Origin of the sequence: Pseudomonas sp., assembly GCF_035554175.1 — a bacterium.
Classification (GTDB): domain Bacteria; phylum Pseudomonadota; class Gammaproteobacteria; order Pseudomonadales; family Pseudomonadaceae; genus Aquipseudomonas.
Genome location: NZ_DATMIV010000052.1, coordinates 68,711 through 94,680, shown reverse-complemented (window position 1 = coordinate 94,680; position 25,970 = coordinate 68,711). Strand labels below are relative to the sequence as shown.

Annotated in this window: 30 protein-coding genes, 1 tRNA gene and 1 pseudogene; 25 read left to right on the top strand and 7 right to left on the bottom strand. The window is 60.4% G+C overall.

The annotated features are described in order from the left end of the window. Positions 1-63 precede the first annotated feature (63 nt). Positions 64-420, bottom strand: coding sequence for a hypothetical protein (locus tag VNV36_RS23555; RefSeq protein WP_325721100.1), 357 nt, complete (start codon positions 418-420; stop codon positions 64-66). A 213-nt stretch (positions 421-633) separates the two neighbouring features. Between VNV36_RS23555 and VNV36_RS23550 the strand changes: the two genes are divergently transcribed. The 4 genes from VNV36_RS23550 to ada all read left to right on the top strand — a co-directional run bounded on the left by VNV36_RS23550 (position 634) and on the right by ada (position 2,956). Further along, the gene (locus tag VNV36_RS23550; protein ID WP_057400164.1) at positions 634-936 is read left to right on the top strand and encodes a DUF1883 domain-containing protein; all 303 of its coding nucleotides are present in this window, start codon (positions 634-636) and stop codon (positions 934-936) included. A 32-nt stretch (positions 937-968) separates the two neighbouring features. After that, positions 969-1,133 (top strand): hypothetical protein, encoded by a 165-nt coding sequence (locus VNV36_RS23545; protein ID WP_325721094.1) that lies wholly within the window; start codon positions 969-971, stop codon positions 1,131-1,133. Positions 1,134-1,141: 8 nt separating this feature from the next. Further along, positions 1,142-1,822 carry a DNA oxidative demethylase AlkB gene (alkB, locus tag VNV36_RS23540; protein WP_325721092.1) on the top strand — a complete coding sequence of 227 codons (681 nt, stop codon included), beginning with the start codon at positions 1,142-1,144 and terminating at the stop codon, positions 1,820-1,822. 72 nt (positions 1,823-1,894) lie between these two features. Then, positions 1,895-2,956, top strand: a complete 1,062-nt coding sequence (gene ada / locus VNV36_RS23535) for a bifunctional DNA-binding transcriptional regulator/O6-methylguanine-DNA methyltransferase Ada (protein WP_325721090.1) — start codon at positions 1,895-1,897, stop codon at positions 2,954-2,956. On the opposite strand, the gene acuI is transcribed toward ada, so the two are convergent. Beyond that, positions 2,946-3,929 carry an acrylyl-CoA reductase (NADPH) gene (acuI, locus tag VNV36_RS23530; RefSeq protein WP_325721088.1) on the bottom strand — a complete coding sequence of 328 codons (984 nt, stop codon included), beginning with the start codon at positions 3,927-3,929 and terminating at the stop codon, positions 2,946-2,948. The two genes, ada and acuI, sit on opposite strands and share 11 nt — an antisense overlap. 209 nt (positions 3,930-4,138) lie before the next feature. Between acuI and VNV36_RS23525 the strand changes: the two genes are divergently transcribed. The 10 genes and pseudogenes from VNV36_RS23525 to VNV36_RS23480 all read left to right on the top strand — a co-directional run bounded on the left by VNV36_RS23525 (position 4,139) and on the right by VNV36_RS23480 (position 11,422). After that, positions 4,139-5,203, top strand: coding sequence for an NAD(P)H-dependent flavin oxidoreductase (locus VNV36_RS23525; protein WP_325721086.1), 1,065 nt, complete (start codon positions 4,139-4,141; stop codon positions 5,201-5,203). 129 nt (positions 5,204-5,332) lie between these two features. After that, complete coding sequence (modA, locus tag VNV36_RS23520; protein WP_325721084.1) at positions 5,333-6,100, top strand: molybdate ABC transporter substrate-binding protein; 768 nt, start codon at positions 5,333-5,335, stop codon at positions 6,098-6,100. Beyond that, positions 6,101-6,781: a molybdate ABC transporter permease subunit gene (gene modB, locus VNV36_RS23515; RefSeq protein ID WP_325721081.1), complete on the top strand. Its 681-nt coding sequence runs from the start codon at positions 6,101-6,103 to the stop codon at positions 6,779-6,781. It begins immediately after the preceding gene. Positions 6,782-6,784: 3 nt separating this feature from the next. Further along, positions 6,785-7,864, top strand: coding sequence for a molybdenum ABC transporter ATP-binding protein (modC, locus tag VNV36_RS23510; RefSeq protein ID WP_325721079.1), 1,080 nt, complete (start codon positions 6,785-6,787; stop codon positions 7,862-7,864). A gap of 72 nt (positions 7,865-7,936) precedes the next feature. Next, entirely contained in the window at positions 7,937-8,974 is a 1,038-nt protein-coding gene (locus VNV36_RS23505) for a DNA topoisomerase IB (protein WP_325721077.1), read from the top strand. 241 nt (positions 8,975-9,215) lie between these two features. Beyond that, positions 9,216-9,446, top strand: coding sequence for a hypothetical protein (locus VNV36_RS23500; RefSeq protein ID WP_016774936.1), 231 nt, complete (start codon positions 9,216-9,218; stop codon positions 9,444-9,446). A 278-nt stretch (positions 9,447-9,724) separates the two neighbouring features. Continuing rightward, a pseudogene (locus VNV36_RS23495) lies at positions 9,725-9,841 on the top strand (KGG domain-containing protein); the annotation flags it as partial. Positions 9,842-10,173: 332 nt separating this feature from the next. Beyond that, on the top strand, positions 10,174-10,725 hold the full coding sequence (locus tag VNV36_RS23490; RefSeq protein WP_325721073.1) for an ATP-dependent Clp protease proteolytic subunit: 552 nt from the start codon (positions 10,174-10,176) through the stop codon (positions 10,723-10,725). Between the two features lie 191 nt (positions 10,726-10,916). Then, positions 10,917-11,174 carry a DUF6555 family protein gene (locus VNV36_RS23485; RefSeq protein WP_325721071.1) on the top strand — a complete coding sequence of 86 codons (258 nt, stop codon included), beginning with the start codon at positions 10,917-10,919 and terminating at the stop codon, positions 11,172-11,174. Beyond that, positions 11,171-11,422, top strand: coding sequence for a hypothetical protein (locus VNV36_RS23480; RefSeq protein ID WP_325721069.1), 252 nt, complete (start codon positions 11,171-11,173; stop codon positions 11,420-11,422). The genes VNV36_RS23485 and VNV36_RS23480 overlap by 4 nt, the downstream gene beginning before the upstream one ends. A 13-nt stretch (positions 11,423-11,435) precedes the next feature. Here the strand turns inward: VNV36_RS23480 and VNV36_RS23475 are convergent, their stop codons facing one another. Together VNV36_RS23475 and VNV36_RS23470 are read right to left on the bottom strand one after the other, a co-directional pair. Beyond that, entirely contained in the window at positions 11,436-11,849 is a 414-nt protein-coding gene (locus VNV36_RS23475; RefSeq protein WP_325721067.1) for a cupin domain-containing protein, read from the bottom strand. Positions 11,850-11,972: 123 nt separating this feature from the next. After that, positions 11,973-12,866, bottom strand: a complete 894-nt coding sequence (locus VNV36_RS23470) for a transcriptional regulator GcvA (RefSeq protein WP_325721065.1) — start codon at positions 12,864-12,866, stop codon at positions 11,973-11,975. A gap of 111 nt (positions 12,867-12,977) precedes the next feature. Here VNV36_RS23470 and gstA point away from each other — a divergent pair, with 111 nt between their 5' ends. The 3 genes from gstA (at position 12,978) to VNV36_RS23455 (ending at position 16,295) form a co-directional block, all read left to right on the top strand. Continuing rightward, positions 12,978-13,589, top strand: coding sequence for a glutathione transferase GstA (gene gstA, locus VNV36_RS23465; protein WP_325721063.1), 612 nt, complete (start codon positions 12,978-12,980; stop codon positions 13,587-13,589). Between the two features lie 84 nt (positions 13,590-13,673). Then, positions 13,674-14,054, top strand: a complete 381-nt coding sequence (locus VNV36_RS23460) for a RidA family protein (RefSeq protein ID WP_325721061.1) — start codon at positions 13,674-13,676, stop codon at positions 14,052-14,054. A 252-nt stretch (positions 14,055-14,306) separates the two neighbouring features. Further along, complete coding sequence (locus VNV36_RS23455; protein WP_325721059.1) at positions 14,307-16,295, top strand: peptidase U32 family protein; 1,989 nt, start codon at positions 14,307-14,309, stop codon at positions 16,293-16,295. A 113-nt stretch (positions 16,296-16,408) separates the two neighbouring features. On the opposite strand, the gene VNV36_RS23450 is transcribed toward VNV36_RS23455, so the two are convergent. Beyond that, positions 16,409-16,483: transfer RNA gene (locus VNV36_RS23450), tRNA-Gln, on the bottom strand. 307 nt (positions 16,484-16,790) lie between these two features. Here VNV36_RS23450 and VNV36_RS23445 point away from each other — a divergent pair. Further along, positions 16,791-17,825 carry an alpha/beta fold hydrolase gene (locus VNV36_RS23445; protein ID WP_325721057.1) on the top strand — a complete coding sequence of 345 codons (1,035 nt, stop codon included), beginning with the start codon at positions 16,791-16,793 and terminating at the stop codon, positions 17,823-17,825. Between the two features lie 32 nt (positions 17,826-17,857). Here the strand turns inward: VNV36_RS23445 and souR are convergent, their stop codons facing one another. Both souR and VNV36_RS23435 read right to left on the bottom strand, forming a co-directional pair. Then, positions 17,858-18,883, bottom strand: coding sequence for a transcriptional regulator SouR (gene souR, locus VNV36_RS23440; RefSeq protein WP_325721055.1), 1,026 nt, complete (start codon positions 18,881-18,883; stop codon positions 17,858-17,860). Between the two features lie 48 nt (positions 18,884-18,931). Then, positions 18,932-19,861 (bottom strand): LysR family transcriptional regulator, encoded by a 930-nt coding sequence (locus VNV36_RS23435; RefSeq protein WP_325721053.1) that lies wholly within the window; start codon positions 19,859-19,861, stop codon positions 18,932-18,934. Between the two features lie 114 nt (positions 19,862-19,975). On the opposite strand from VNV36_RS23435, the gene VNV36_RS23430 reads away from it, so the two are divergent. The 7 genes from VNV36_RS23430 to VNV36_RS23400 all read left to right on the top strand — a co-directional run bounded on the left by VNV36_RS23430 (position 19,976) and on the right by VNV36_RS23400 (position 25,969). Beyond that, a complete protein-coding gene (locus tag VNV36_RS23430) occupies positions 19,976-20,374 on the top strand; it encodes a RidA family protein (protein WP_325721051.1) in 399 nt (132 codons plus the stop codon). Positions 20,375-20,529: 155 nt separating this feature from the next. Then, positions 20,530-21,393: a putative selenate ABC transporter substrate-binding protein gene (locus VNV36_RS23425; RefSeq protein WP_325721049.1), complete on the top strand. Its 864-nt coding sequence runs from the start codon at positions 20,530-20,532 to the stop codon at positions 21,391-21,393. Continuing rightward, positions 21,390-22,187: a phosphonate ABC transporter ATP-binding protein gene (locus VNV36_RS23420; RefSeq protein WP_325721047.1), complete on the top strand. Its 798-nt coding sequence runs from the start codon at positions 21,390-21,392 to the stop codon at positions 22,185-22,187. Before VNV36_RS23425 ends, VNV36_RS23420 begins: the two co-directional genes overlap by 4 nt. Continuing rightward, complete coding sequence (locus tag VNV36_RS23415) at positions 22,181-23,008, top strand: PhnE/PtxC family ABC transporter permease (protein WP_325721045.1); 828 nt, start codon at positions 22,181-22,183, stop codon at positions 23,006-23,008. The genes VNV36_RS23420 and VNV36_RS23415 overlap by 7 nt, the downstream gene beginning before the upstream one ends. Beyond that, a complete protein-coding gene (gene phnE / locus VNV36_RS23410; RefSeq protein WP_325721043.1) occupies positions 23,005-23,772 on the top strand; it encodes a phosphonate ABC transporter, permease protein PhnE in 768 nt (255 codons plus the stop codon). The genes VNV36_RS23415 and phnE overlap by 4 nt, the downstream gene beginning before the upstream one ends. A gap of 189 nt (positions 23,773-23,961) precedes the next feature. Further along, positions 23,962-25,641: an MFS transporter gene (locus VNV36_RS23405; RefSeq protein WP_325721041.1), complete on the top strand. Its 1,680-nt coding sequence runs from the start codon at positions 23,962-23,964 to the stop codon at positions 25,639-25,641. A 109-nt stretch (positions 25,642-25,750) separates the two neighbouring features. Continuing rightward, positions 25,751-25,969 carry a hypothetical protein gene (locus tag VNV36_RS23400; RefSeq protein WP_122750503.1) on the top strand — a complete coding sequence of 73 codons (219 nt, stop codon included), beginning with the start codon at positions 25,751-25,753 and terminating at the stop codon, positions 25,967-25,969. The last annotated feature ends 1 nt before the right edge of the window (position 25,970 follow it).

Genomic DNA, 25,970 nt, shown 5'->3' with positions numbered 1-25,970 from the left:
ATAAATGACAATGCCGCCACAGCAGGACTGTGACGGCATTCGGTGCTGATGTCCGTCAGTCTATCAGCCGGAAATGCAGGCGTTTGCGGCTTTCTGCACATCGTGGGGGCGAACCGGCACGTTGGACATGCGCTCATGCAGCTTGATGCTGCTGCCGCCAGCGCGATCTTCGATATCAAAGACTGCCGCCGGGCCTGACGAGAGTTTGCCCGGAACGATCACTCGCACGCCATCTTTCTGCGGCTGGACCTGCAATGCACCGCGGCTGTCGGCGAGCCTGTCGGTCAGACACTGCGCATACTCCTGGGGCTTTTTGCCGGAGATCACGCTCATGGTCGGCAGGGTTTCATTGATTTCGGAAACATTTGCACAACCGGCCATCGCCAGAATCAACGGCACACACAACACACCCCACTTCATACAAATCCTCCGTTAAAGACCGTCCGACAGCATGAATGCCGCTTTTCTCCGGGGCCTTGCGCATTTAACCCGCATGCCATTGCGAATATCTGTTCAAAATTTGTCAAAGCAACGCCCGACGGCCGGATAATAACCCGTGCGGGCTGATAAACTGCGCCCATCGACAAGCTATCGTTTTGATTTTGTAGAAAAAGCCCTTCTGGAGGCGCCCCCATGAAATTCATTCACCAGCGCGAGCACCTCAACGAAGACGACATCGTCGTTATTCAATGCTCGCAAATGTGCAACATCCGTTTGATGAACGACGCCAACTTTCGCAGCTTCAAGAACGGCGGCCGTCACACCTACCACGGCGGCGCGTTCGATACGTTCCCGGCGCGCATCACCGCACCGAGCACCGGGTTCTGGAACATCACCATCGACACCGTCAACCGCCGCGCGATCAGCGTGACGCGCAAGCCGACGCTGACCCATTCGATCAAGATCATCCGTCGCTCCAGCAGTAAACTGAGCTGAAACGCAGCCTATTCTGAAAGGAACCCAACACCGTGGCGCAAAAAACCAAATACGTGATCAAGTACAAACTGGACGGTGAACAGCGTTTCGAGTTCGCCGAGCTGGAAACCGGCACTGACGAGGAAGCCAAAGCGGCGCTGAAAAAAATGCACACTAAGGAAGAACTCAGTGACATCAAGGTCAGCAAAGCGCTGTAACCGACACCATGCAACCGACCACACTTGACCTGTTCGCCGACAACGAACCCGTGCAGCAGCCCCGAGCCGAGCAGATCGGTGAGCAATCGTGGGTGCTGCGCAGTTTTGCCTTGTCACGGGTCGATGAATTGCTGACCGGGCTGGGCGCCATTCTTGCCGTCGCCCCGCTGCGCCACATGGTCACGCCCGGCGGTTTCAGCATGTCGGTGGGCACCAGCAGTTGCGGACAGCTGGGCTGGATCACCGATCGCAGCGGCTACCGCTATTCCAGCGTCGACCCCCTCAGCGGCTCGCCCTGGCCTTCGATGCCGGCGGTGTTTGCCGATCTGGCGCGCGAAGCGGCAGAACGGGCCGGATTCACGGGTTTCCAGGCTGATTCGTGCCTGATCAACCAGTACGTTCCGGGCGCAAAAATGTCGTTGCATCAAGATAAAGACGAAAAGGCCTTCGCGGCGCCCATCGTTTCGTTGTCGCTGGGTTTGCCGGCGATGTTTCTGTTCGGCGGCTTCGAACGCAGCGACAAGAGCCAGCGCATCCCGCTGTTGCATGGCGACATGGCCGTCTGGGGCGGCGTAGACCGGTTGCGCTATCACGGCGTGCTGCCGATCAAACCCGGGCACCACCCACGCCTGGGCGAACGACGTATCAACCTGACGTTTCGCATCGCCGGCGACCCGACAAAAGTTTGACCGCAAGGCCCGGAGTGTCGTGCGCTACGATGCTGGTTAACCTGACTCAAACAGGTCAACGGACTCCACCTCATGGACACGCTTTCGCACACGATCAGCATTGAAGAAGATCCACGCTGGGCCGCCGTGGTTGCCCGCGATCCACGGGCGGACGGGCAATTTGTCTACGCGGTGAAAACTACCGGGATCTATTGCCGGCCGAGCAGCCTTGCGCGTCTGCCCAAACCGCAGAATGTCGAGTTCTTCGCAACTGCGGAACTGGCCGAAGCAGCCGGTTATCGGCCGAGTAAACGCGCCAGCAAGGATCAGAGCGACGCGCAGCACGCAGCGATCATCGCCGCAGCTTGTCGTCAGATCGAGGCATCCGAGAATCTGCCGGTTCTCAATAGCCTCGCGGCCAGCGCCGGCCTCAGCCCGTTTCATTTCCACCGGATATTCAAAGCCGCCACGGGGCTGACCCCCAAGGCCTACGCCACGGCCCAGCGCTCGCGCAAGGTACGTGCGCGACTGGCAGACGGCGACTCAGTGACCGATGCGCTGTACGACGCCGGCTTCAATTCCAACAGCCGCTTCTACGAATCAGCCAATCAACTGCTGGGCATGAAGCCGACTGACTACCGCGCCGCCGGGCAGAACAACGACATCCGCTTCGCCGTGGGCCAATGTTCGCTCGGAGCGATTCTGGTGGCACAAAGCGCACGCGGGATTTGCGCGATTCTGCTTGGCGACGATCCGCATCAACTGGTCTGCGATCTGCAGGATCAGTTTCGCAATGCCAACCTGATCGGCGCCGACCGCGAATTCGAACAGTTGATCGCCCGCGTCGTCGGCTTTATCGAAGCACCAGCAATGGGCCTGAACTTGCCGCTGGACATACGCGGCACAGCGTTTCAGGAGCGCGTCTGGCAGGCGTTGCGCGAGATCCCGTCGGGCAGCACCGCCAGTTACGCCGAGATCGCCCACCGTATCGGTGCACCGACCTCGATGCGCGCGGTGGCCCAGGCGTGCGGGGCCAACCGCCTGGCGGTAGCGATTCCCTGCCACCGCGTGGTGCGCAGCGACGGCAATCTCTCCGGCTACCGCTGGGGCGTCGAGCGCAAGCGCCAGTTGCTTGAGCGCGAGCTCAACGATTGACGTCGACCACCACCCTGCCGCGCAGTTGCCCGGCGAGCAATTTGGGCGCGGCCGCAATGGCCTCGCTCAAACCGATTTCGTGACTGATCAACGCCAGTAAGGAGAAATCCAGATCCTTGGCCAGTCGCTCCCAGGCCTCGATCCGGCGTGCCTTGGGCTGGGTCACGCTGTTGATCCCGGCCAGGGTCACCCCGCGCAGAATGAACGGCGCCACCGATGCGGGAAAGTCCATACCCTGAGCCAGCCCACACGCCGCGACCACACCTTCCGAACGCGTGCTGGCGCAGGCGTTGGCCAAAGTGTGACTGCCTACCGAATCGACCACTGCCGCCCAGCGTTCTTTCGCCAACGGTTTGCCCGGCTCGGACAAGCTGGCTCGATCAATGATTTCGGCCGCGCCCAGTTGCTGCAGATATTCCTGCTCGGACACCCGGCCCGTAGACGCCACCACCCGATATCCCAACCTGGCCAGCAAGGCGATGGCAAAGCTACCGACGCCGCCGTTGGCCCCGGTGACCAGCACTTCGCCCTGATCCGGTGTCACGCCATGGCGTTCCAGCGCCAGAATGCACAGCATCGCCGTATACCCTGCCGTACCGATGGCCATGGCTTGCGCTGGCGTAAAGGCTTTCGGCAGCGCAATCAGCCAGTCGCCATTGAGCCGGGCCTTTTGCGCCAGTCCGCCCCAATGGCCTTCACCGACGCCCCAACCGTTAAGCAGCACTTGATCGCCGACTTGAAATTCAGGGTGCGAACTGGACTCGACAGTTCCCGCCAGATCGATTCCCGGCACCATGGGAAACTTGCGCACCACCGGGCTGCTGCCGGTGATTGCCAGACCGTCCTTGAAGTTGAGGGTGCTGTACGCCACGTTCACGGTGACGTTGCCGTCGGGCAATTGCTGTTCATCAATTTGCTGCAGACCGGCGCGATAACCGGCGTCGTCTTTGTCGATCACAATGGCATTGAACATGACGGCCTCTCGAGATGATGTGAAAGAAAACGTGCCTTGAAATAACACATCGCAACACATTGCCACACTCGACTTTGCGCCAGCGACCCGTACCGACACTGAAAAACTGCACAGGATGTTCAGAATTTCAGACTGGCCCTGCATGCGGTTTTGCTGCTAAAAACCGGCTCTGCCGTCCCTGCCCGTATCATCGTTCGGAGAATCGCTTCATGAGCCAGTGGCCAGACACCCGCATCCTCGATCTTCTCGGTATCGAACTGCCGATCATCCAGGGCCCGATGGCCGGCGCGACCTATTCTTCGATGGTGATTGCCGTGTGCAATGCCGGCGGTCTCGGCTCCATGCCAGCGGCACTGCTGAGCATCGAGCAACTGCGCGAGGAGCTGAAAACCATTCGCCAGCACACCGCGAAACCGTTCAACGTCAATTTTTTCTGCCACCAGCCGCCGGCGCCTGATGAACAGCGAGCCCGCGACTGGAAAAATCTGCTCGAGCCGTACTATCGCGAACTGGCTGCCGATTTCGATGCACCGACGCCGGTGTCCAACCGTGCGCCGTTTGACGAAGCCGCGTGCGCAGTGCTCGAAGAATTTCGTCCCGAGGTGGTGAGTTTCCATTTCGGCCTGCCGGAAAAATCGTTGCTCGATCGGGTCAAGGCGACCGGGGCGAAAATTCTTTCGTCTGCTACCACGGTCGAAGAAGCGATCTGGCTGGAGCAACGTGGCTGCGACGCGATCATTGCCATGGGCTACGAAGCCGGTGGTCATCGCGGGATGTTCTTGAGTGATGATTTGAGCACTCAGGTCGGCACGTTTGCTCTGGTACCGCAAGTGGTCGACGCCGTGAAAGTGCCGGTGATCGCCGCCGGGGCGATCAGCGATGCCCGGGGCGTTGCAGCAGCCTTCATGCTCGGCGCATCAGCCGTGCAAGTCGGTACGGCGTATCTGTTCACTCCGGAAGCCAAAGTCAGCGCCTCGCATCACAAAGCCCTGCGCACCGCCAGGGAAAGCGAGACGGCCCTCACCAACATTTTCACCGGGCGCCCGGCGCGCGGCATTCTCAACCGGGTGATGCGCGAACTTGGCCCGATGTCGCCGAAGGCGCCGGCGTTTCCATTGGCCGGTGGTGCGCTGATGCCGTTGCGGGCGAAAGATGACGCCGACTTTGCCAACCTCTGGGCCGGTCAGGCGTTCACGCTGGGCAAGGATATCGGCAGCGCCGAACTGACCCGGCAACTGGCTGAGGGCGCATTGGCGAAACTCCAGCGTCATTGAAGGGGGTGATGAGCGGATTTATTCCCTCGCCACCCGGCGCCCTCTCGCTATATATTTCCTTATATAGCGATTGCGCCCGTGTATCGGCGTCTGTCGTTCAAGCACTGACTGCCGATCACGGAGCTTTACATGACCTTTGCTGCCACACGCTTTGTCCCTGTCTGCCTCGCCTCACTGCTCGCGATTTTCAATTTTGGTGCGGCTCAGGCTGATGAAGTGCAAGTGGCAGTCGCCGCCAACTTCACCGCGCCCATCCAGGCCATCGCTGCCGACTTCGAAAAAGACACCGGGCACAAACTGGTGGCCGCCTATGGCGCGACCGGCCAGTTCTACACCCAGATCAAGAACGGTGCGCCGTTCCAGGTGTTCCTCGCCGCCGACGACACCACCCCAGCAAAACTTGAACAGGAAAGCGAGGCCGTCAAAGGGTCGCGCTTCACTTACGCCATCGGCACCCTGGCACTGTGGTCGGCGAAACAAGGCTTCGTGGACGCACAGGGCGAGGTGCTGAAACACAATGCCTATCAACACTTGGCCATCGCCAACCCTAAAGCTGCGCCATACGGTCTGGCCGCCACCCAGGTGCTGGAAAAGCTCCAATTGACCGAAGCCACCAAAACGAAAATCGTCGAAGGCCAGAACATCACTCAGGCCTACCAATTCGTGTATACCGGCAATGCCGAGCTGGGTTTTGTCGCCCTGTCGCAAATCTACAAGGACGGCCAAGTCAGCAGCGGTTCGGCGTGGATTGTCCCGGCCGCTCTGCATGATCCGATCAAACAGGACGCGGTCATCCTCAACAAAGGCAAGGACAGCGCCGCCGCCCGAGCTCTGGTCGATTATCTCAAGGGGCCGAAGGCCGCTGCAGTGATCAGGTCGTTCGGGTATCAACTGTAAATGTCGCTGACCAGTGCCGATTTCGCCGCCATCTGGCTGACCCTGAAACTGGCGTCGCTGACCACCGCGATCCTGTTGGTGATCGGCACGCCAATCGCGTTATGGCTGTCGCGCACGTCGTCGTGGTTGCGCGGCCCGGTGGGCGCGATCGTCGCCCTGCCGCTGGTGCTGCCACCGACGGTGATCGGCTTTTATCTGTTGCTGGCGTTGGGGCCGCACGGTTTTCTCGGCCAGTTCACCCAATGGCTGGGGCTGGGCACGTTGACCTTCAGCTTCACCGGGCTTGTGATCGGTTCGGTGATCTACTCGCTGCCTTTCGTGGTGCAACCGTTGCAAAACGCGTTCGCGGCGATTGGCACTCGCCCGCTGGAAGTGGCCGCAACGCTGCGCGCCAATCCCTGGGACACTTTTTTCAGTGTGATCCTGCCTCTGGCGCGCCCCGGCTTCATCACGGCGGCGATCCTCGGATTTGCTCACACCGTCGGTGAGTTCGGCGTGGTGCTGATGATCGGCGGCAACATTCCCGACAAAACCCGCGTGGTGTCCGTGCAAATCTACGACCATGTCGAAGCCCTGGAATATGCCCAGGCGCACTGGCTGTCCGGGGCGATGCTGGTGTTTTCGTTTCTGGTATTGCTGGCGTTGTATTCCAGCCGCAAAACCCGCGCAGGCTGGAGCTGATCAATGATCGACGTACGTCTGAAACTCGCCTATCCGGGCTTCAATCTGGATGTCGATCTGCACTTGCCCGGCCGGGGCGTCACGGCGCTGTATGGCGATTCCGGCTCCGGCAAAACCACCTGCCTGCGCTGCATTGCCGGGCTGGAGCGCGCAGAACAAGGCTTCGTGCAGATCAACGACGAAGTCTGGCAGGACAGTGCCAAGGGCATCTTCGTGCCGCCGCACAAACGCGCGCTCGGCTACGTGTTTCAGGAAGCCAGCCTGTTCGCGCATTTATCGGTGCGGGGCAACCTGGAGTTTGGCCTCAAACGCATCGCCAGATCCCAACGCCGGGTCGACATCAACCGAGCCACCGAACTGCTCGGCATCGGCGATTTGCTTGAGCGTGATCCGCAGCACCTGTCCGGCGGCGAGCGGCAACGTGTCGGCATCGCCCGCGCCCTGCTGACCAGCCCGAAACTGTTGTTGATGGACGAACCCTTGGCGGCCCTCGATAGCCGGCGCAAAAGCGAAATCCTGCCGTACCTGCAACGCCTGCATGACGAACTGGACATTGCGCTGTTGTATGTCAGCCATGCGCACGATGAGGTGGCACGGCTCGCCGATCATCTGGTGTTGCTCAATGACGGCAAAGCCCTCGCCAGCGGACCGATTGGCGAGACTCTGGCGCGTCTGGATTTGCCCCTGGCGATGGGCGATGACGCCGGTGTCATCATCGAAGGCCAGGTCAGCGCCTACGACGCGACCTATCAATTGCTCAGCCTGCAATTGCCCGCCACCGAAATGAACATTCGCGTGACGCACGCGCCGATGGCCCTCGGCCAGGCCTTGCGCTGCAAAGTGCATGCGCGCGACATCAGCCTGGCACTGGACAACGATGCAGCCAGCAGCATCCTCAATCGGCTGCCGGTCACGGTGATCAGCGAACAGGCTGCCGACAACAACGCTCACGTGCTGATCCGGCTGGACGCCGGTGGTACGCCGCTGCTGGCGCGGATTACCCGGTTCTCTCGTGATCAATTGAACGTGCATGCGGGCCAACGGCTCTGGGCGCAGATCAAAGCGGTGGCGGTGCTCGCCTGAATCATTCGGCACGACGGCCAGCGCCTGCGGTCAATGCAGATACAGACTGCCGTATGACCGAAGGAAGCCGCCATGCCCGATACCGTGCTGACAGATGCACTGCCCGCCGATCTGCATTACGTCGATGACACCCAGCCTGGTATCACCCGGAAAAAACTGCGTGGCAAGTTCGTCTATTTCGAACCGTCAGGCCAGCGCATCACTGACCCGGACGAAATCAAACGCATCAACGCGCTTGCGGTGCCGCCGGCCTACACCGATGTGTGGATCTGCGCCGACCCTTGCGGCCACCTGCAAGCCACCGGTCGCGATGCGCGCGGGCGCAAACAGTACCGCTATCACACGCGCTGGCGCGAAGTGCGCGATGCCGACAAATACTCGCGCTTGCGCGAATTCGGTCTGGCTCTGCCAAAACTGCGGCGCAAGCTCGAGGCGCTGCTGGACGCGCCGGGTTTCAGCCGTGACAAGGTCATGGCCACGGTGATCACCTTGCTAGACGCCACGCTGATTCGCGTCGGCAATACGCAATACGCACGGGACAACCGCTCCTACGGCCTGACCACCTTGCGCAGCCGTCATGTCGAGGTCAACGGCAGCGCGATACTGTTCCAGTTCAGGGGCAAGAGCGGCATCGAACACCAGATAACGGTGAAGGATCGACGCTTGGCGCGGATCGTCAAGCGCTGCCTGGAGATTCCCGGGCAGAACCTGTTTCAATACCTCGATGAAAACGGCGTACGCCACACCGTCACTTCCTCCGACGTCAACGCCTACCTGCAAAAGCTCACCGGCGCTGCGTTCACCGCCAAGGATTACCGCACCTGGGCGGGAAGCGCCCTGGCGTTGTCGGTGTTGCGCGAGTTGCAACATGAATCGGAAACCGAAGCCAAACGCCATGTGGTCGAAGCCGTGAAGAATGTCGCCAAACAGTTGGGCAACACGCCGGCGGTGTGCCGCAAGTGCTACATCCACCCCGCAGTAGTCGAACATTTCATGCTCGGCGCCCTCGCCGAACTGCCGCGCCCACGCGTGCGCAAAGGTCTACGCGCCGAGGAAGTGGCATTGGCGATGTTTCTTGAACGCATGTGTGAAATGACCGAGGCGTCGTGATTCCCGGCACACTCTGCCTCCATGTAGGAGTGAGCCTGCTCGCGATAGCGGCGTAACGGCCAACAATGATGTGCCTGACCCACCGCCATCGCGAGCAGACTCACGCCTACAGGGTTTCGCCGAAGAGCTGGGCTGTATATTTTTTGCACGATTGCACAGGCCTTCTATAGTTGATCTGAAAGCCTCGCGCCACACGGGCTACTTATTGCAACTCAGCCGTTTCCTCGAACGGAGGTGTTCCATGTCCGAGAAAGAGTCCATCACCACCCTCCTCACCCTGCTCGACGCGCGCCAGGCGCGCCTCGCAGCGGCCTGCAAGGAGATCGCCGACTGGGTCGATCATCAGGGCGGGCATCCGACGGCGTTGCGCATTCGTGATCGGCTGCATGACATTGAAAAGGACGCCCCGCTGATTCGCGACACGCTGTCGACGCTCAAGCCGATTGATCGGCCATTGCCACGGTTCAGATAGTCGATTACGCAGTCACCCCACCTGCCGCCCTTTGAAAGAGCCGACTTGCTTCGGCTCTTTCAATGTAGCGAATGATTCTCGTGGGTTTGAACAGCGAAGTGCCGCTCATCGGCCCAATCAAAAAAATTGAAAACACTGCGAACCGATGCGTAATCGAAGTAGGTGTCCATTGCGACAACGGACATCACTAGCGAAACGTTAATAGATATCGGAGAGCTATCATGACCACCGGAAATAAAAATACAGGCAGCGCCGGCAACGATCGTGACAAGACGCAAGAGTCCGGGAAAAAAGGCGGACAGTCTGGCGGCAACTTCGCCAACGATCGTGAAAAAGCATCCGAAGCTGGTCGCAAAGGCGGGCAATCCAGCGGCGGTGGAAGTCGCAAGTCGTAAATGAGCCGTACAAAGGGCAGCCTCGCTGCCCTTTGTGATCATTCGATGGAGCACAAATCATGAGTACTGCCGCGAATACCCACCGTTCTGCGCAAAAACCTTCGCAACCCTGCATTGAAGGGAAACCTGGCCATCCCCAGCACGGCGATCGCGCCCGTCAGCAATGTTATGAGCGCAGGCAGTCGATCGTTAACTCTGAAAACACCAAGGAAACCGTCACACAGCCAACTTACGAACGCTGCTCCTGACTGAACGTCTCAATGCTTGCGCTAGAGTTGTCTGGACCGCATCACCGCGTTTGCTGAGCGGTCTGACCCGTTGAGGAAATCGCCATGCCTGTCCATGTCATTAACTTTACCGGTCCGATCAACGCATCAACCTGTGGTCAATTGATCGATAAAGCTTCACTTGCGGTGAGGGAAGATGCTCCCAGACTGATTCTGAACATGGCCACCATGGGCGGTGAATGCAGTTACGGCTTCACGATGTACAACTTCCTGCTCGCACTGCCCATACCCGTACATACCCATAACCTGGGCACGGTTGAATCAATGGGCAACATCGTCTTCCTGGCCGGCCAGCGCCGCACTGCATGTACCCATAGCAAATTTCTTTTCCATCCTTTCCATTGGCACCTGCAGGGCGCGGTCGATCACTCACGCATGTCGGAATACGCCATGAGTCTGGACTATGACCTGCACCTGTACGCGCAGATAGTCGCGGAGCGTACAAGCCATGGGAAAAACATGCTCGAAACGGAAAAATACCTGACAGCGGCACCGCGCATTATCAATCCGGAAGAAGCCTTGCATGCCGGGCTTGTCACGGCGGTCGAAACTACCGAAGTGCATGCGGATTTCGTCTGCTCGTGTATTTATTCCTGATATTTCCTGCCTATCGCATGCGCGGGACATTTGTGCTTCGGCGCACTTGCCACTGAACAAAGCTATACACAGCGAACTAAACGTATAACGCTCAAAGTCGCTTCGTCAGACAAAGACGACGGATCGAGCAATTACTCTGAATTATTCAGTGCGCCAGACCTCATTCCTTCATAGGCCTGTGGAGGAAAGTTATGAGCCAAGCGGATTTGTACGTGATCGATTACTTGCTTCATGGCAAGCCCAGGTCATTCATCATAAGAACGGCGCAAATGAATAATGCCGAGGCCTGGCAGTGGGCTAGTTGTGACGCGGGCATTGCGCCCATTCCGCGCCCTGGCCGGCCGCCATTGAAACGCTTTTCCAAACCCATGGCGGAACGATTCGGCGTGACTGACGTACATTGGCGTCAATCCGCTTCGCTGGTGTGGGAAGAGGATCAGGCGAAATGAATGAGCACATATTGAAGTATGGATTTGGCCGCAGTTGGGATGAGGAAATGGCCAATAACGCGGCAATGTTTCGCGAGGCGGATTTGCTGGATGAGGCCGCCTATAAAATCATCGAAACCGATATGGACAACCCCGAAGTCTGGGCGCGCTTCACTGAGGCCAAAGCCCTGGCGGACGCCAAAAGATCAGCGGCCTACCAGGACTGGATGCGTATCAAACGTTCAATGAGCCCATCGCGTAAAAGATAGCGGCCGGCTCAGGTTACGGCTTGAGAATCAGCAGCGGCTCGCCTTTGGGCACAACATACGTCGCCAGTTCCACACCTTTCTCGCTGCCGATGTTCTTCGCCACATGCGCGACGCCCGCCGGGATGAACAAGGAGTCGCCCGCCTTGAGTGTTACTGGCGCCTGCCCTTCCAGCTGGTATTCAAACGTACCACTGATGACATAGGCAACTTCGACGCCGGGGTGGGCATGCCGAGGCGCGCTGACGCCGGCATCGAAGTCGATACGGGCCTGAATCACTTCGCGGTTGTCAGCGCCGAGATCCTGTCGAACCAGATCAGTACGGCTCAGACCTTTCTGCCAGCTCGTCGCCGCCCCGTCAGCCGCGTGGGCAAATCCGGTCAGGCAAGTGAGTACAACGGTGGAAGCCAGAAACAATGGACGGAACATGGTGATGCCCTCTCAAGCGTAGCGTTGGTGTGAACACTACTTTGAGCGCGGCATGTAGGAAGGATGTGTCCTGAAGACGCTGTTTGGTGTTGCCGTGTGTATCCGCTGAGTGTTGATACACGCTTATACAAATGAGTCCCGCGCCGCCTGCAAAAGCCACTTTCTGAGAGCGTTGAGTTTTTTCGAATCAGCAGTTTCATGGGGCGTTACCAGGTAGAACCCCAGACTGTCCTGCAAACGCAGGGCAAAGGGTGCCACCAGTCGGCCGGCACGCAGATCATCGTTCACGTAAGTGGAGCGCCCGATGCACACGCCCTGCCCATCAATCGCTGCTTGCACGGCCATCATCGCCAGATCGAAGGTCAGCCTCGGGCCAGTGGCCAGCTCCGCTGGCTGGTCGGCGGCCCCAAGCCAGGCGTGCCAGTCATCGGCGGTGACACCGCTGACCTGGACCAGGGTGTGACTGGCCAGAGCCGCTGGCGCGTCCAGTGCCCCCGCCATTGTCGGACTGCACACCGGGAAGATCTCATCAGCCATGAGAAAGTCCGCACGCAAGCCATTCCAGTCACCGCGCCCGTAGCGAATCGCCGCGTCGATGCTGCCCTGTCGAAAATCCACCAGATCGGTAGTCGCGCTGATGCGCACGTCGATTTTCGGGAATGTCTGCTGAAAATCCGGCAAGCGCGGCAGCAGCCATTTCGAGGCGAACGAGACCAATGTACTGATGGTCAGCACGCTGTTCCCACGTAGTTCGAGCAACTGTTGTGTCGAATGGCGCAGCGCTTGAAACGCCGAGCGCACACCTGGCAAGTAGGCGCGTCCTTGTTCGCTGAGCGCCAGGCCATCCTTGAGGCGCAGGAACAATGCCACGCCCAGCTCGGCTTCGAGGCGGCGAATCTGATGGCTGATCGCAGTTTGCGTGACGTTGAGTTCTAATGCCGCCAAGGTAAAGCTCATATGCCGGGCGGCGGCTTCGAATGCACGCAAGCCATTAAGGGAAGGAAGTCGGATGCTCATTAGGCCTGCGTCACACATGAGAATTTGTCATACGCTAGCATCGCAAATGACCTTTGCGAAAGCCTCGCGAGCGGACGATTCTGGCGCCTCTTCTGTTTGCAAGGACATGCCATGAAACTGTACTTCGCCCCAATGACCTGCTCTCTGTCACCGCATATTGTTCTGAGAGAACTCGGCCTGCCGTTCGAGCTGATCCGCGTCGACAATCACACCAAACGCACGGCCGACGGCCATGACTTTCGCGAGATCAACCCGAAGGGCTACGTGGCGGCGCTGCGGCTGGATAATGGCGAGGTGCTGACTGAAGGCCCGGCGATCCTGCAATTTCTCGCCGATCAGGTGCCCGGCAATACATTAGCCCCGGCAGCAGGGACTTGGGAGCGTATACGGCTGCAGGAACATCTGAACTTCATCAGCTCGGAGATCCACGGCGCCAGTGCACCGCTGTTCAACCCGGACATTGTGCAATCGGTTAAAGCGGTTTTCCGGCAGAGGCTGTTCAAACGGCTCGATTACCTCAATCGCAGGCTGGCGGATCAGGATTTTCTGATGACTGGCTTCGGCGTCGCCGACGCCTATTTGTTCACGGTGCTGACCTGGCTGCCGACGTTCAACATCGATATCGCCCAATGGCCGGCCTTGAGCGCTTACCAGCAGCGTGTCGGCGCGCGGCCCAGCGTGCTTTCGGCCATTGCCGCGGAAGCGGCGACACTGCCTGTCTGAGGTCGAGCCGGCGGCCACGCGGGCCATGACGGATGGGAATCTGTAAACTGGCGCAATTTTCAATCACTCAGACAAGAGATGCGCATGGCCAATCAAGACATCACCTTCACGCCAGATCCGGACACCGACTCGATTTCATCCGACGTCGCCACCTTCGGCGGGATCATGCTCTCGACGCAGATTCCGACCCGCGCCGACGGCAGCCTGGAACTCGGCGGCATCACCGAGCAGAGCGAATGCACCCTGCAGGCGCTGAAAGTCGCGCTGGAGCGCGCCGGCAGTTCGATGGATCGCGTGATGCACCTGACCATCTACCTCACCGACATGGCTGATCGCGCGGCTTTCAACGAAGTTTACAAACGCTTCTTCGCCAAGCCTTGGCCAGTGCGCGCGGCAGTGGGTGTGGCGTCCCTGGCGGTTGAAGGGATGCGTGTGGAAGTGACGGCGATGGCGGCCAAGGGCTGATTGAAATGCAGAGCGTCATTTCACTTGCTCTGGAATGGCACAACCCCCTGTAGAAGTGAGCCTGCTCGCGATAGCGGTGTGTCAGGCGAAGATGCTTTGACTGACCCGACGCTATCGCGAGCAGGCTCACTCCTACAAGGGTTTTGTATGCAGCCCCGATTGCAAGCCACCATCGGGCAGCACACGCGTGCCCGTTGCGCGTTTCACGGGTAGAATGCGCGCCTTGACCGTGACCGCCTGACTAAAAAAACTATGTCCTTGCCCAAGCATCACCTGGAATTGCTCAGCCCTGCCCGCGATGTCGCCATTGCCCGCGAGGCCATCCTGCATGGCGCCGACGCCGTGTACATCGGCGGCCCGAGCTTCGGTGCGCGCCACAACGCCTGCAACGAAGTCAGCGAAATCGCCGAACTGGTGGAATTCGCCCGCAAGTATCACGCGCGCATTTTCACCACCATCAACACCATCCTGCACGACAACGAACTGGAGCCGGCACGCAAGCTGATCCATCAGTTGTACGACGCCGGTGTCGATGCGCTGATCGTCCAGGACCTGGGCGTGATGGAGCTGGACATTCCGCCCATCGAATTGCATGCCTCCACGCAGACCGACATCCGCACGCTGGAGCGGGCGAAGTTCCTCGATCAGGCCGGTTTCTCGCAGCTGGTATTGGCGCGTGAGCTGAACCTGAAAGAAATCCGCGCCATCGCCGATGAAACCGACGCGGCTATCGAGTTCTTCATTCATGGTGCGTTGTGCGTGGCCTTCTCCGGTCAGTGCAATATTTCCCATGCGCAGACCGGGCGCAGTGCCAACCGTGGTGACTGCTCCCAGGCGTGCCGCTTGCCGTACACCCTGAAAGATGAAAAGGGTGGCGTGATCGCCTACGAAAAACACCTGCTGTCGATGAAAGACAACAACCAGAGCGCCAACATCCGCGCCCTCGTCGAGGCCGGCGTGCGTTCGTTCAAGATCGAAGGTCGGTACAAGGACATGGGCTATGTGAAGAACATCACCGCCTATTACCGCCAGCGCCTCGATGACGTGCTCGAAGATCGCCCGGATCTGGCACGCGCCTCCAGCGGCCGTACCGTGCATTTCTTCCTGCCCGACCCGGAAAAGACCTTCCACCGCGGCAGCACCGATTATTTCGTGACAGATCGCAAGATCGACATCGGCGCATTCGATTCACCGACGTTCACCGGCCTGCCTGTCGGTACCGTGGAAAAAGTCGGCAAGCGTGATATGCAGGTTGTCACCCAAGAGCCGCTGTCCAACGGCGACGGCCTGAACGTGCTGGTCAAACGCGAAGTGGTCGGTTTCCGCGCCAACATCGCCGAAGCCAAAGGCGAGTTCGAAGAGGACGGCCAAAAGCGCTATCGCTACCGCGTCGAGCCGAACGAAATGCCCGAGGGCCTGTACAAGCTGCGGCCGAATCACCCGTTGAATCGCAACCTCGATCACAACTGGCAACAGGCGCTGCAGAAGACTTCTTCGGAACGACGCGTAGCGCTGAGCTGGGTCGCCCGTCTGCGCGAAGAACAGCTGGAAGTCACCGCGACCAGCGAAGAAGGCATCAGTGCCAGCGTCACCCTTGAAGGGCCGTTCGGCGTGGCCAATAAGCCGGAACAGGCACTGGAACAATTGCGTGACCTGCTGGGCCAGCTCGGCACCACGCAATACCACGCCACCGACGTCAAACTCGATGCGCCGCAGGCTTTCTTCATTCCCAACTCGCAGCTCAAAGCCCTGCGCCGGGAAGTGATCGAAGCGCTGACTGCCGCCCGTGTCGCTGCACATCCGCGTGGCAGCCGCAAGGCTGAAACCACACCGCCGCCGGTGTACCCGGATTCGCACCTGACGTTCCTCGCCAACGTCTACAACCAGAAGGCGCGCGACTTCTACCACCGTCACGGTGTGAAGCTGATCGACGCGGCGTATGAAGCCCACGAAGAACCGGGCGAAGTGCCAGTGATGATCACCAAGCACTGCCTGCGCTTCTCCTTCAACCTGTGCCCGAAACAGGCCAAGGGCGTGACCGGCGTGCGCACCAAGGTCGCGCCGATGCAGTTGATCCACGGCGATGAAGTGCTGACGCTGAAGTTCGATTGCAAGCCGTGCGAGATGCACATCATCGGCAAGATGAAAGGCCACATTCTCAACCTGCCGCAACCGGGCAGCGTGGTCGGCCACATCAGCCCTGAAGACCTGATGAAAACCATCCCGCGCGCGCCGCACTGAGTGAACGGCCAGCGCGGTGCTTCGGCATCGCGCTGGCCTGCTCCTCTGCCCTGCGCCGAATCGCGGGCATAAAAAAACGCCAACTTCTTGCGAAGTTGGCGTTTTTTCGTAGATGGCAGGGGCGGCTGGATTCGAACCAACGCATGGCAGGATCAAAACCTGCTGCCTTACCGCTTGGCGACGCCCCTGTAGCTCTGCTCGGCGGCTCCGTGAGGATCGCCGTGAGAACGGGGCGCAATTTATCAACATTCATTTCGTTTGGGAAGCCCGAGATGAAATTTTTTTTGTTTTAAAACAGCCACTTATTATTTTCGCGCAAAAACATTGGGTTTTGCGGCTGTGTATCACACTGTGTACGCGCCCCGCCGCCATACACGTCATTGCAAAAGTCCCGTCCGAGGACACAGAGCAGATACCCCGCCACGCTTCAATGCACCCAGGGTTTCAAGGGGTCTTCCGGCCCCTTGGCCAATGGCTCGCAAAGGAGACGTCAGCATGAAACAGGCTCTGCACACCTCTAAAATCACCGCCGCGCTCGGCTTGTCGGTCTTGGCGCTGTCACTGCTTGGCACCGTCGGCAGCGCTCAGGCGCAAACCAATGAACCGCCCGCCGTCAGCTATTTCGCGCCCTCGCCTTTCGGCCCGCTGAAACACATCAAGGCTGGCTTACTCGACGTGGCCTACGCCGAAACCGGCCCCGCCGATGGCCCAGTGGTGATTCTGTTGCACGGCTGGCCCTACGACATTCACAGCTACGACGAAGTCGCGCCACTGCTCGCAGCCAAGGGTTATCGCGTGTTAATGCCCTATGCGCGTGGTTATGGCGATACGCAGTTCCTGTCCAAGGACACCTTGCGCAACGGCCAGCCGGCCGCGCTGGCCAACGACGTGATCGACTTCATGGATGCGCTGAAGATCAAGCAAGCGGTGCTCGGCGGCTACGATTGGGGCGCGCGTTCGGCGGACATCGTCGCGGCACTGTGGCCGGAGCGCGTGAAGGCGCTGGTGGCGGTCAGCGGTTACCTGATCGGCAATCAGGCCGCCGGGCAAAATCCACTGCCGCCGAAAGCCGAATTGCAGTGGTGGTACCAGTTCTACTTTGCTACTGAACGCGGCCGCGCCGGCTATGAAAAGAACACTCACGATTTCGCCAAACTGATCTGGCAACTGGCTTCGCCGCAATGGAAATTCGACGATGCCACCTTCGACCGCAGTGCCAAGGCGTTGCAGAACCCCGATCACGTCGAGATCACCGTGTTCAATTATCGCTGGCGTCTGGGCCTGGTGCAGGGCGAGGCGAAATATGCCGCGCTGGAAGAGAAACTGGCTACTGCGCCTTCGATCAGCGTGCCGACGATTACCCTGGAAGGCGATGCCAACGGCGCGCCGCATCCCAAGCCTGAGGACTATGCCAAGCGCTTTACCGGCAAATATCAGTTCCGGCTGATCGAGGGTGGGGTCGGACATAATTTGCCCCAAGAGGCTCCGCAGGCGTTCGCCCAGGCAGTAGTGGATGCCGACCATCTCTGAAGAAAACCTTCGGGATCATTAAACGGCTGGTGCTATTTGACCAGCCGTTTTTCCTTCGAAGGCCGATAACCGAAATACGAGCTGTAGCACTTGCTGAAATGGCTCGGTGAAACAAAACCGCAAGCCACCAGCACTTCCACCTGGGACAGCTCGGTGTGTTGCAGCAGGCGTCGCGCTTCGGTGATGCGCAGTTCCAGGTAATAGCGCTGCGGCGTGGTGCCCAGTTGCTCCTTGAACAGGCGCTCGAGCTGACGCCGTGAGCGGCCGGCGTAGACCGCCAGTTGTTCCAGTTCCAGCGGCTCTTCGAGGTTGGCGTCCATCAGTTTGATCACTTCACGCAGCGGCGCACTGACACAGATGTTCTCATCCGGTTTGATCCGCCGATAGCGCGACTCTTCGAAGGCAAGGATGTCTTCGATGCCCTCGACCAACGCCTTGCCGTGCAAGCCCTTGATCCAGTCCAGCGCCATGTGGAACGCCCCGGACGGGCTCGATGCGGTGAGCCGGTCGCGATCGATCACGTAAGGCTCGCTGCTGACGTGGGTGCTCTTGGCAATTTCGGTCAGAGCCGGACGATGCTCCGGATGGATCGCGCAACGATAGCCATCGAGCAAACCGGCGCGTCCGAGAAACCACGAACCGTTCCACAACCCGGCGAGACTCACGCCCCGCTCCGCCGCACCTTTGAGCAGGCCGATGAATTCGTCGCTGGCGCGCAGTTCGGTGCGATAGCCACCACACACCACCAGCAAGTCCAGCTCGTGAAGCGCAACAGAGTCCAGACGCCCATCAGGGCGAATCACCAGGCCCAGGTCGCTGATCACCTCGCCATCGCCCAACCCGAAGGTGCGCGACGAGAACAGTCCAGGGCGCAACAGGTTGGTGGTGACTACGGTGTCCAGCGCCTGGGTGAAGGCCGGAAGCGAAAAATGTTCGAGCAACAGGAAACCGGTGCGGGTCACGCCGGTGTGATCGGTGTTCTGTTCATTCAGATAGCGCAGGTTCTTACCCTTCATGCCACCGCTGAATTGACGTCGTTCAATCAAGGTCGGGTCCATCGTTCATTGTTATGCAGCGATAGTTGGCTGGTTCGGTGCGAGAGTCAATCATGGTTGCGACTGGTGCGTCACAACTGGCGTCGGCGCGGCCATCAGCCCCACCACCCAATCAATAAACACCCGCAACTTCAGGCTGACATGCCGATTCGGCGGATAGGCAAGATAAAGCGGCATGGGTTCAAGCTGCCAGTCCTCGAACAACGGCACCAGCTCGCCGCGCGTGACATGCGCGGCGGACATGTAGGTGGGCAACCACAGCACGCCCATGCCGGCCAGTCCCGCCGCCAGATAGGCGTTTCCATCATCCACAGCAAGCACGTGACGGCCTTTGATCTGCAGTTTTTCCGTGGCGTTGTGTAGCGCGTACGGCACAGGCTTGCCGGTGCGCGCCCAGAGAAAGCCGACCACGCGATGATTGGAGTCCTCCAGTTCTCGCGGATGTAGAGGTGTGCCTTCGCGGGCCAGATATGCCGGCGCGGCAAATACGCCCAATGGCAGATCGGCGAGCTTGCGCGCCATCAGCGATTGATCGAGCAGTTCGCCACCGCGCACCACGCAATCGACGTTCTCATCGATGATGTCGACGATGCGGTCGCTGACGCCCATGTCGATCTGGATGTCCGGGTAGCGCGCATGAAATTCCGGTAGGGCCGGCACCAGGATCAGCCGCGCAAACGGGCTCGGTACGTCGATGCGCAAGCGCCCGCCTGGCCGTGCGGCGGCGCCCGGCAGGCTGGTTTCAGCGTCGTCCAGGTCGGCCAGTAACGCAACCACCCGTTGGTAATACGCCGCGCCGTCGGCCGTGACGTTGACCTTGCGCGTGGTGCGGTTGAGCAACTTGACCCGCAGCCGCGCCTCGAGTTGCTGCACCAGTTGCGTCACCGTGGTCTTGCTCATGTGCAAGGTTTCGGCAGCCTTGGTGAAACTCCCCGCCTCGACCACTCGGGCAAAGGCTTGCATCGCATCGAACCGGTCCATCCGCTCCCCTCGATTGTTTGGGATTCACAAACAGTGAACGCCAAGCTTGCGCGTTTATCAGCGCCGTGCAAATACCTAAAGTCATCCCATCAATCCACTGATGGAGTCACTGTCATGTCCAAGCGCGATGTTGTTTTCCCACCCGCCCGCCACGCCCTGTACGAGCGTCACCGCTATTCCCCGGCCATTCGCTCCAATGGTTTTCTGTTTGTCTCCGGACAAGTCGGCAGCCGCGAGGACGGCTCACCCGAGGCGGATCTGCGCGATCAGGTGCGCACGGCGTTCAACAATCTCAACGCGATCCTCGCTGCGGCCGGTTGCAGCTTCGCTGATGCGGTGGATGTCACCGTGTTCATGGTCGATCCGCAATCGAGATTCGAAACGATCTGGAGCGTGGTGCCGGAGTTCTGGGGCGAGGCGCCGTTTCCGACCGTGACGGCTGTCGGCGTGACCTGGCTGGCGGGTTTCGATTTCGAAATCAAGGTGATTGCGAAACTGCCTGAAGCTGCGTGAACGGCACAGCACACAAACTGACACAACGCGCCGGCAGGGAGGCTGGCCATTCTGCGCGCGAATGCGTATAACCTCGCCGTTTCGTCTAACCTGACGTGGCGCCCCGCAGTAGCGGTTGCGTTTCGCCTGTCGACGCTTATGAAACGGAGAATTCTATGCTCAAGCGTACCCTCGCCCTCACCGCCGGTCTGGCGCTGTCTTTTTCTGCCCTGATGACGCAAGCCGCTGACGTTCTGCGGGTCAGCGCGATTCCTGACGAAGCGCCGACCGAGCTGCTGCGCAAGTTCGAACCACTGGGCGCGTATCTTGAGCAGCAGTTGGGCATGAAGGTGCAGTTCGTGCCCGTCGCTGACTACCCGGCGGTGGTTGAAGCGTTGGCTACCGATCGCCTCGACATGGCCTGGCTCGGCGGTTTCACCTTTGTGCAGGCACGCTTGAAGACTGACGCCACCACGCCAGTGATCCCGCTGGTGCAGCGCGAACAGGATGCGCAGTTCACCAGCAAATTCATCACCGCTGACCCGAATGTAAAAAGCCTCGCCGATTTGAAGGGCAAGACTTTCGCCTTCGGTGCGGTGTCGTCCACCTCGGGCAGCCTGATGCCGCGCTACTTCATGCTGAAAAACGACGGCATCAAGCCTGAGGGCTATTTCAGTCGCGTCGCCTACTCCGGCGCCCATGACGCCACCGTCGCCTGGGTGCAGGCCGGCAAGGTCGATGCCGGTGTGTTGAATGCCAGCGTCTGGCAGAAACTGGTCGATGCGGGCAAGGTCGACACCAGCAAGGTCAAGGTCTTCGCCACCACCCCTACCTACTTCGATTACAACTGGACCGTGCGCGGCACCCTCGACCCGGCGCTGGCAGCGAAAATCAAAAAGGCCTTCCTCGACCTTGATCCGACCAACCCTGAGCAGAAGAAGATTCTTGATCTGCAGGCCGCCAGTCGCTTCATCGATACCAAGCCTGAGAACTACAAGGGCATCGAGGAAGCCGCCCGCGCCGCCGAACTGCTGAAATGACCCTACGCCTCACCCAGGGCAGCCTGCGTCATGCCAACGGCGTCGAGGCCCTTCGCACGATCGATGTGCAGATTGGCGCTGGCGAACAGGTCGCGATCATCGGCCCGTCCGGCGCCGGCAAATCGAGCCTGCTCAATCTGCTGGCGACCGCGCTCAAGCCCAGCAGTGGCGACATCGAAGTGCTCGGCGAACGCGCCTGGCACTTGTCGGCGCGCCTGCGTCAGCGCCTGCGTGCGCGCATCGGCCTGGTGCATCAGGCGCCGCCGATCCCCCCGCGTCAGCGGGTGATCACGGCGGTGCTGGCCGGTAAACTTGGCCAGTGGAGTCTGGGGAAAAGTCTGTTGAATCTGCTGCATCCGCTGGATGTGGCGGGCGCGCGCGCGTCGTTGGCGCGGCTGGACCTGGGCGACAAATTGTTCGCCCATTGCCAACAGTTGTCTGGTGGGCAGTTGCAGCGCGTCGGCATTGCCCGGGTGCTGTATCAGGCGCCGGAAATCCTGCTTGCCGACGAACCGGTCTCGGCGATGGACCCGGTGCTCGCCGGGCACACGCTGTCGATCCTCTCGCGCCACGCCCGCGAGCATAACGTCACGCTGGTGGCGAGCCTGCACGCGGTGGATCTGGCCTTGGCGCACTTTGCGCGGATCATCGGTTTGCGCGACGGGCAGATTCTCTTCGACTGCCCTGCCAATGAGGTCAGCCGCGACAAACTCGATGCGCTGTACGCCAACGAACAACTGCAATCGCCGGTCGCGACGGTGGCACCTCTGATCGTGCAGATTCCGCGATGCTGAAGGCTGATTCACGGGATCCGGCGGCGTGGCCGCGATTGTTGCTGGCGCTGCTCGCGCTTGCGCTGCTGTGGCCGGGCATTCAGCTCAGCGAGCTGGATCTGGGTGTGTTGTTTCAGGCCGATAGCCAAAACGAAATGGGCCGGTTTGTTTCGGCGTTCTGGCCACCGGCGCACGATCAAGCGTTCCTGCAATTACTGCTCAAGGCCACCCTGCAAACCCTGGCAATTGCCACGGCGGGCATGGCGCTGGCCTTGTTGCTGGCGGTGCCGGCAAGTCTGATCGCCAGCCGCGCGTTGTCGCTGTCCGCTGCGTCACGCGGTGGCGTGCCGAGCCTGTTTGGCCGCCTGCTGCGCTGGCCGGTTCGCGGCTTGCTGATTTTCCTGCGCAGCGTGCCGGAGATTGTCTGGGCGCTGTTGTTCGTGCGTGCGGTGGGCCTCGGCCCGGCAGCCGGCGTGCTGGCCATCGCCATCACCTACAGCGGCATGCTCGGCAAGGTCTACGCGGAGATTTTCGAATCCACCGATCAGCGCCCGGCGCACGCGTTTTTGCAGGCCGGCAGCGGTCGACTGGCGGCGTTTGCCTACGGCACGTTGCCGAACGTCGCGGCTGAACTGCTCTCCTACACGGTCTATCGCTGGGAGTGCGCGATTCGTGCGTCGGTGGTGATGGGTTTTGTCGGCGCCGGCGGCCTGGGGCAACAGATCGACTTATCGATCCGCATGTTCGCCGGCGGTGAAGTGGCCAGCATGTTGTTGACCTTCCTGCTGTTGGTGTTGTGCGCCGATCAACTCAGCCGTTTGCTGCGCTGGAGGCTGACATGAGGCGCCTGATCAACCTGCTGCTGATCGTCGCCATCGCATTTGCGGTGTTCACGTCCTTTGCCTATCTGGAGCTGGATCTCGCCGAACTGGGCAGCGCCAACAGCCTCAAGCAGATGGGCAGTTATGTGCAGCGCTTTCTCGACCCGGACCTCAGCGCCGGGTATCTGAAAGCCATCGCTCACGGTTCGCTGGAAACCCTGGCCATGTCGGCCCTCGGCACGCTGCTCGCGGCGCTGTTCGGCATCGTCCTCGCGCTGCCCGCCGCCGGGCGATTCGGCTGGCCGCTGCAAAGCGCGGCGCGCCTGCTGCTCAACGGTTTGCGGGCGATTCCGGAGTTGGTCTGGGCTGCGCTGATGGTGCTTGCCGCCGGCCTCGGGCCGAACGCCGGCACCCTCGCCCTCGCCTTGCACACCACCGGCGTGCTCGGTCGGCTGTTCGCCGAAGCGCTGGAAAACACCCCGCCGCAGCCCGCCGAGGCGATCCGCTTGCAGGGCGGCAATCCGCTCCTCGCGTTCTGTTACGGCACCCTGCCGAATCTCGCCCCGCAACTGCTCGCCTACTGCCTGTATCGCTGGGAGAACAACATCCGCATGGCCAGCGTGCTGGGTTTTGTCGGCGCTGGCGGCTTGGGGCAGATGCTCTATGTCAGCCTGAGCCTGTTCCAGGAAGCGCAGGCCAGCACGGTGATTCTGGCGATGCTGTTGCTGGTGTTTCTGGTCGACTGGTTAAGCGCCTGGAGCCGGCAGCGCTGGGTGAAAGCGTAAGTCCTCATGGTGGCGAGTGGATATCTGCCAAAAGCTGATTATGCTTCAGGAAACCTTGCAGCCCTGCGAGGCGCTCAGACTGTGCAAGCTTCACGCGACAGCAATGGCGGCAGATGCCGACGGGCCAGAGTGCGACAGGCAGTAACGGGGGACTCCGGCCTACAACAATAAGCACGACGGAGAACACCCATGGCCACAATCGACACAGCATCCACCGGCACACCGCCCCGCAGCGGCGGCATTACCAGGGAGGAGCGCAAGGTCATCTTCGCTTCCTCGCTGGGCACGGTTTTCGAGTGGTACGACTTCTACCTCTACGGCTCACTGGCGGCGATCATCGCCAAGCACTTTTTCGCCGGCGTCAACGAAACCACCGCGTTCATCTTTGCCCTGCTGGCCTTTGCCGCCGGGTTCGCGGTGCGGCCGTTCGGCGCGATTGTGTTTGGTCGCCTCGGTGACATGATCGGACGCAAGCATACGTTCCTGATCACGATCGTGATCATGGGCGTATCGACGGCCATCGTCGGTCTGTTGCCCGGTTACGCGACCATTGGCGTCGCCGCCCCGGTTATCCTGATCACCCTGCGCCTGCTGCAAGGTCTGGCGCTGGGTGGTGAATACGGCGGCGCGGCAACCTACGTGGCCGAGCATGCGCCGCGCAACCGCCGCGGTTTTTTCACCTCGTGGATTCAAACCACGGCCACCCTCGGGCTGTTCATGTCGCTGCTGGTGATTCTCGCCTGTCGCACGGCGCTGGGTAACGAAGCGTTCGAGGCATGGGGCTGGCGGATTCCGTTTCTGCTGTCGATCATTCTGCTGGCCGTGTCGGTGTACATCCGCCTGCAACTGAGCGAGTCGCCGGTATTCCAGAAAATGAAGGACGAAGGCAAGGCCTCGAAGGCGCCGCTGACGGAATCCTTTGCGCGCTGGGACAATCTCAAAGTGGTGATCATGTCGCTGCTCGGCGGTACGGCCGGGCAAGCGGTGGTCTGGTACACCGGGCAGTTCTATGCGCTGTTCTTCCTGTTGCAAACCCTGAAGATTGACGCGCAGACCGCCAACCTGCTGATCGCCGGCTCGCTGCTGATCGGCACACCGTTCTTCGTGATCTTCGGCAGCCTGTCCGATCGCATCGGGCGCAAGCCGATCATCATGGCTGGGTGCATTCTGGCGGCGCTGACCTACTTCCCGATCTTTCATGCGCTGACCCAGTACGGCAACCCGGACGTGTTCGTCGCCCAGGAGAAAAATCCGGTCAAGGTGATCGCCAATCCCGAGCAGTGCTCGTTCCAGTTCGATCCGGTGGGCAAGGCCAAATTCACCAGTTCCTGCGACTTGGCGAAGACTCTGCTGGCGAAACGCGCGATCCCGTACGAGAACGTCGCCGCCGAACCGGGCACAGTCGCGCAGGTGCGCATCGGTGACCGGGTCGTCGAGAGTTTCGAAGGCAGCGCCCTCCCCGCAGCCGACTTCAAGACCCGCAACGACGCTTTCACCGCCAACCTTGGCGCGGCGCTCAAAGACGCCGGTTACCCGGAAAAAGCCGATCCGGCGAAAATCAACTATCCGATGATGTTGCTCCTGCTGACCGTGCTGGTGATCTACGTGACCATGGTTTATGGCCCGATCGCCGCGTGGCTGGTCGAACTGTTCCCGACGCGCATCCGCTACACCTCGATGTCGCTGCCCTACCACATCGGCAACGGCTGGTTCGGCGGTTTCCTGCCGACCGTGGCGTTCGCCATGGTCGCGGCCACCGGCGATATCTACTACGGGCTGTGGTACCCGATCGTGATTGCAGTCGCGACGGCCGTACTCGGCACTTTCTTCCTGCCGGAAACCAAGGATCGCGACATTCTCAAGGACTGAAAAAACGCCGCAGTGCCCTCTCCTGCGGGAGAGGGCCTTGGCGCTGAAAAAATTCGAACGTCTGCCGCCCCGCTGTCTCCAATGTGTACACCAACAGGAGGCCAGCGCCATGAATCCCAACGACGACAAAACCCCCAACGCCCAGCCCACCGACGCCAGCGGCAAACCGGTGAATGTAGTCGAGCGCGATCTGCAGGACCGCGATGGCAAGACCGAAGGCGTGGACAAGGTCATCACGCCTTCTTCCACTCGGGTAAAAGAGCAGGAAGCGGAAGAGCTGCAGCGCAAAGTCGACGAGATCGAGCGCAAGGTGGCGGACGGCAACTGAG

Coding starts and splice junctions, on each gene's coding strand:
- VNV36_RS23555 (WP_325721100.1), bottom strand. CDS start 420: ATGAAGTGGGGTGTGTTGTGTGTGCCGTTGATTCTGGCGATGGCCGGT.
- VNV36_RS23550 (WP_057400164.1), top strand. CDS start 634: ATGAAATTCATTCACCAGCGCGAGCACCTCAACGAAGACGACATCGTC.
- alkB (WP_325721092.1), top strand. CDS start 1,142: ATGCAACCGACCACACTTGACCTGTTCGCCGACAACGAACCCGTGCAG.
- ada (WP_325721090.1), top strand. CDS start 1,895: ATGGACACGCTTTCGCACACGATCAGCATTGAAGAAGATCCACGCTGG.
- acuI (WP_325721088.1), bottom strand. CDS start 3,929: ATGTTCAATGCCATTGTGATCGACAAAGACGACGCCGGTTATCGCGCC.
- VNV36_RS23525 (WP_325721086.1), top strand. CDS start 4,139: ATGAGCCAGTGGCCAGACACCCGCATCCTCGATCTTCTCGGTATCGAA.
- modA (WP_325721084.1), top strand. CDS start 5,333: ATGACCTTTGCTGCCACACGCTTTGTCCCTGTCTGCCTCGCCTCACTG.
- modB (WP_325721081.1), top strand. CDS start 6,101: ATGTCGCTGACCAGTGCCGATTTCGCCGCCATCTGGCTGACCCTGAAA.
- modC (WP_325721079.1), top strand. CDS start 6,785: ATGATCGACGTACGTCTGAAACTCGCCTATCCGGGCTTCAATCTGGAT.
- VNV36_RS23505 (WP_325721077.1), top strand. CDS start 7,937: ATGCCCGATACCGTGCTGACAGATGCACTGCCCGCCGATCTGCATTAC.
- VNV36_RS23500 (WP_016774936.1), top strand. CDS start 9,216: ATGTCCGAGAAAGAGTCCATCACCACCCTCCTCACCCTGCTCGACGCG.
- VNV36_RS23490 (WP_325721073.1), top strand. CDS start 10,174: ATGCCTGTCCATGTCATTAACTTTACCGGTCCGATCAACGCATCAACC.
- VNV36_RS23485 (WP_325721071.1), top strand. CDS start 10,917: ATGAGCCAAGCGGATTTGTACGTGATCGATTACTTGCTTCATGGCAAG.
- VNV36_RS23480 (WP_325721069.1), top strand. CDS start 11,171: ATGAATGAGCACATATTGAAGTATGGATTTGGCCGCAGTTGGGATGAG.
- VNV36_RS23475 (WP_325721067.1), bottom strand. CDS start 11,849: ATGTTCCGTCCATTGTTTCTGGCTTCCACCGTTGTACTCACTTGCCTG.
- VNV36_RS23470 (WP_325721065.1), bottom strand. CDS start 12,866: ATGAGCATCCGACTTCCTTCCCTTAATGGCTTGCGTGCATTCGAAGCC.
- gstA (WP_325721063.1), top strand. CDS start 12,978: ATGAAACTGTACTTCGCCCCAATGACCTGCTCTCTGTCACCGCATATT.
- VNV36_RS23460 (WP_325721061.1), top strand. CDS start 13,674: ATGGCCAATCAAGACATCACCTTCACGCCAGATCCGGACACCGACTCG.
- VNV36_RS23455 (WP_325721059.1), top strand. CDS start 14,307: ATGTCCTTGCCCAAGCATCACCTGGAATTGCTCAGCCCTGCCCGCGAT.
- VNV36_RS23445 (WP_325721057.1), top strand. CDS start 16,791: ATGAAACAGGCTCTGCACACCTCTAAAATCACCGCCGCGCTCGGCTTG.
- souR (WP_325721055.1), bottom strand. CDS start 18,883: ATGGACCCGACCTTGATTGAACGACGTCAATTCAGCGGTGGCATGAAG.
- VNV36_RS23435 (WP_325721053.1), bottom strand. CDS start 19,861: ATGGACCGGTTCGATGCGATGCAAGCCTTTGCCCGAGTGGTCGAGGCG.
- VNV36_RS23430 (WP_325721051.1), top strand. CDS start 19,976: ATGTCCAAGCGCGATGTTGTTTTCCCACCCGCCCGCCACGCCCTGTAC.
- VNV36_RS23425 (WP_325721049.1), top strand. CDS start 20,530: ATGCTCAAGCGTACCCTCGCCCTCACCGCCGGTCTGGCGCTGTCTTTT.
- VNV36_RS23420 (WP_325721047.1), top strand. CDS start 21,390: ATGACCCTACGCCTCACCCAGGGCAGCCTGCGTCATGCCAACGGCGTC.
- VNV36_RS23415 (WP_325721045.1), top strand. CDS start 22,181: ATGCTGAAGGCTGATTCACGGGATCCGGCGGCGTGGCCGCGATTGTTG.
- phnE (WP_325721043.1), top strand. CDS start 23,005: ATGAGGCGCCTGATCAACCTGCTGCTGATCGTCGCCATCGCATTTGCG.
- VNV36_RS23405 (WP_325721041.1), top strand. CDS start 23,962: ATGGCCACAATCGACACAGCATCCACCGGCACACCGCCCCGCAGCGGC.
- VNV36_RS23400 (WP_122750503.1), top strand. CDS start 25,751: ATGAATCCCAACGACGACAAAACCCCCAACGCCCAGCCCACCGACGCC.